This is a genomic window from Oscillochloris sp. ZM17-4 (assembly GCF_019599295.1).
GTDB lineage: Bacteria > Chloroflexota > Chloroflexia > Chloroflexales > Chloroflexaceae > Oscillochloris.
This window is the reverse complement of the sequence record NZ_JAIEWN010000019.1, coordinates 82,580-85,968: the sequence shown is the minus strand read 5'-3', so window position 1 is coordinate 85,968 and position 3,389 is coordinate 82,580. Positions and strand designations below refer to the sequence as shown.

Annotated in this window: 3 protein-coding genes; 2 read left to right on the top strand and 1 reads right to left on the bottom strand. The window is 70.2% G+C overall.

The window, feature by feature from the left end; translation table 11 throughout:
• The first annotated feature begins 1 nt into the window (after position 1).
• Positions 2 to 613, top strand: coding sequence for an SDR family NAD(P)-dependent oxidoreductase (locus tag K2Z83_RS15170; RefSeq protein ID WP_370650189.1), 612 nt, complete (start codon positions 2 to 4; stop codon positions 611 to 613).
• A gap of 149 nt (positions 614 to 762) precedes the next feature.
• Positions 763 to 2,535, top strand: a complete 1,773-nt coding sequence (locus tag K2Z83_RS15165; RefSeq protein WP_220596030.1) for a M28 family metallopeptidase — start codon at positions 763 to 765, stop codon at positions 2,533 to 2,535.
• Positions 2,536 to 2,666: 131 nt separating this feature from the next.
• On the opposite strand, the gene K2Z83_RS15160 is transcribed toward K2Z83_RS15165, so the two are convergent.
• On the bottom strand, positions 2,667 to 3,026 hold the full coding sequence (locus tag K2Z83_RS15160) for a hypothetical protein (protein WP_220596029.1): 360 nt from the start codon (positions 3,024 to 3,026) through the stop codon (positions 2,667 to 2,669).
• Positions 3,027 to 3,389 lie beyond the last annotated feature (363 nt).

The window sequence follows — 3,389 nt, the reverse complement described above, 5'->3', positions numbered from 1 at the left end:
GATCGCCTGCGCCGCCGCCCCCTGCGATGTCACCGACTCCGCCGCCGTCGAGGCGCTGGTCGCCCAGGTGCTGGCCGCCGCCGGCCGGGTGGACATCCTGGTCAACAACGCGGGCGGCGTGGTCGGCCAGGTCGGCCGGCCGGTGGAGACGGTGGCCGACGATGAGTGGGACGTGGTGGTGCGCACGAACCTCTACTCGGCGTTCTACTTCATCCGCGCGGCGGCCCCGGCCATGAAGGCGCAGGGCTTCGGGCGGATCATCAATATCTCCTCGGGGGCGGGGCGCTCCTTCAGCCTGACCGGCATCCAGGCCTACGCCAGCGCGAAGGCCGGCCAGATCGGCCTGACCCGCCAGATGGCCAAGGAGCTGGGGGCCTGGGGGATCACGGTGAACAACATCGCCCCCGGCTTTGTGCGCTCCAACCAGGCCACCGAGCGCCAGTGGGAGGCCATGGGCGAGGCCCGCCAGCAGGCCCTGATCGAGAGCCTGGCCCTCAAGCGAACCGGCTCGCCCGACGATATCGCCGGCGGCGTGCTCTTCTTCGCCTCCGATCTGGCCGGCTGGGTCACCGGGCAGACGATCAGCATCGACGGCGGCAGCCATATGGTGTGAGGCTGCTTTTGCGTCACCCCATGCGCATCAAATGAAGCCCCCGGCTCCCCGGAATTTCTTGTTGTCTTGGCCACCATGGCCAGCGAAGCTGGCCATGGTGGCCAAGACAACATCGGTTTTTAGGGCGGCAGCCCTATCTGGAGGGGATCATGTTGCTTGACCCGCGCCTTGACGCGCCCGAGGCCGCCCTGCTCGCCGCCGTGTCCGCCGATGAGCTGATGGATCTCACCGCCGAGGTCTCCGCCGAGGTGCGGCTCTCGGGCTCGCCCGAGGAGCTGCGCGCCCTGGAGCGGGCCGAGGCCCGCCTGCGGGCCTGGGGCTTCCGGACGCGCATGCTGCGCCACGACGCCTACATCAGCCTGCCCGGCCCGGCCAGCCTGGCGGTCGCCGGGGTCGGCGCGCTGGAGTGCATCACCCACGCCTTCGCCGTGAGCACGCCGCCCGAGGGGATGACGGCCGAGGTCGTCGACCTGGGCGCCGGCGCGCCGGCCGACTGGGCGGCGGCCGATGTGCGCGGCAGGATCGCCCTGGTGGATGGCCTGGCCACGCCCGAGATGGCCCGGCGCGCCCGGCTGGCCGGCAGCGCCGGCCAGATCTTCATCAACGGCGCGCAGCTCCACGAGATGATCCTCTCGCCGGTCTGGGGCAGCCCCACGGCCGAGGAGCTGTCGCTCTACCCGCAGGCCCCGGCGGCCTCGGTGCGCGCCGCCGACGGGGCGCGCATCCGCGCCGCCCTGGCCGCCGGCCCGGCCCAGGCCACCCTCGTCACGACGGTCGAGACCGGCTGGCGCACGCTGCCGCTGCTCCAGGCCGACCTGGACGGCCCGCCTGATGACCGCAGCTTCGTGCTGTTCGCCGGCCACATCGACTCCTGGCACTATGGGGCGATGGACAACGGCAGCGCCAACGCGACCATGCTGCACCTATCCCGCCTGCTGGCCGAGCGCCGCGACCAGCTGCGGCGCGGCCTGCGGGTCTGCTTCTGGTCGGGCCACTCGCACGGCCGCTACGCCGGCAGCGCCTGGTATGTGGACAGCCACTGGGACGAGCTGCGGCGGCGCTGCGCGGCCTACGTGAACATCGACTCGGTCGGCGGCCAGGGGGCCACGCTGCTGACAGAGGGCTACTGCATGGCTGAGACCTTCGGGCTGGGCCGCGAGGTGATCGGGCGCTACGGCGGGCAGGAGTACCTCGGCGGCCGGGTCGGCCGGGCCGGCGACGAGTCGCTGGTGGGCGTGGGCGTCCCCGCGCTGCTGATGACGGTCTCGGAGCAGCCGGCGACCGGCGATGCGGCCGGGGCGGCCTCGGTGATCGGCGGGCGCTCGGGCGGGCTGGGCCGGTGGTGGCACACGCCCGACGACACGCTGGACAAGCTCGACCCGGCGCTGCTGGCCCGCGACGCCCGGCTCTACGCGGCGACGATCTTCCGGCTCTGCGCCGAGCCGCTGCTGCCCCTGGACTACGCCGCCGCCGCCGCCGAGCTGGACGACCTGGTGGCGGGCTACCAGGCCCGGCTGGGCGAGCGCTTCGACCTCGGGGCGGCGAGGGCGCAGTCGCAGGCCCTGCGCGCCGAGGCGGCCGCGCTTGAGCAGAGCCTCGGCAAGCTGCGCGAGGGGATGGTCGCCTACAAGGGCGACCCGTCGAGCCTGGCGGATCTCAACGCCGGGCTGATGGCGCTGGGGCGGGCGACCATCCCGCTGAACTACACGGCGGCCGGCCCCTTCGGCCACGATACGGCGCTCGCAGTGCCGCCGCTGCCGCTGCTGGCCGCCGCCGACGCCCTGGCCGCCGCGCCCGAGGGCTCGGACGCCGCGCGGCACGCGGCGGTGGGCCTGCGGCGCGGCCTGAACCAGGTCGCCTTCGGGCTGGAGGCGGCCCGCGCCGCCGTCGCGCGGGTCCACGCCGTGCTGGGCGACCTCTGAGCGGGGGCGCACGGCGAGTGGGATCACCTCGACGACCTTGAGCGGCTGCGCCGGGCGGTGCGGTAGGTACGAGACAATAGAAGACCGGGAAGCATGAGCTTCCCGGTCTTCTATTGTCTCGCCATCAATAGCTACGCCGTCGCCTTGCGCCGTACCGGGCGCTTATGCGCTGACTTGCGGGTCAGCCCAATGATCTCGACCGCCATCGAGTCCTGGCCGTACTGCGCAATGACCTGATCTTTCATGCCCAGACCAGTCGTATGCATCGCACGGGCCGTCTCGATTGCCACGACGCGAGCATGCTTCAGCTCATCCTCCAACCGAACGATGGCCAGTTCAGCTTGGGTGAGACATGCCTCTTGCTGCTGCATGATTGCGATGCTGTACGCGCCGTTGATCGGCTGGTAGTCGCCGAGGCTCTGGACGGCCCGCAGCAGCTCACGGTCAGCGGCGATGACGGAGGGTGGAAGGCGCTTCAGTTGTGCAGCCATTCGGTCTGTGCCTTTCTACTATGGAAGCTGCGATGTGTGACACCCGGTTTCGCACGGGTCTATACTATGCGCTTGGTTTTATGTTGTGAACTCCCCCATTGGTACGTAGTTGATTAGTACCTGCTATACAGGTGTGCATGCAATGCATGCGGGCATGCTTCCTTTGTGTGCGGACGTGCATGCAATGCATGTGGGCATGATTCCTTCGTGCGCAGGTGTGCATGCAATGCATGCGGGCATGATTCCATTGTACGCGGGCGCGCATGCAATGCATGCGGGCATGATTCCATTGTACGCGGGCGCGCATGCAATGCATGCGGGTATGCTTCCTTCATACGCAGGCGCGCATGCATTGCATGCGGG

Excerpts from the sequence above, each read along its gene's own strand:
- K2Z83_RS15165 (WP_220596030.1), top strand. The coding sequence starts at position 763 with ATGTTGCTTGACCCGCGCCTTGACGCGCCCGAGGCCGCCCTGCTCGCC.
- K2Z83_RS15160 (WP_220596029.1), bottom strand. The coding sequence starts at position 3,026 with ATGGCTGCACAACTGAAGCGCCTTCCACCCTCCGTCATCGCCGCTGAC.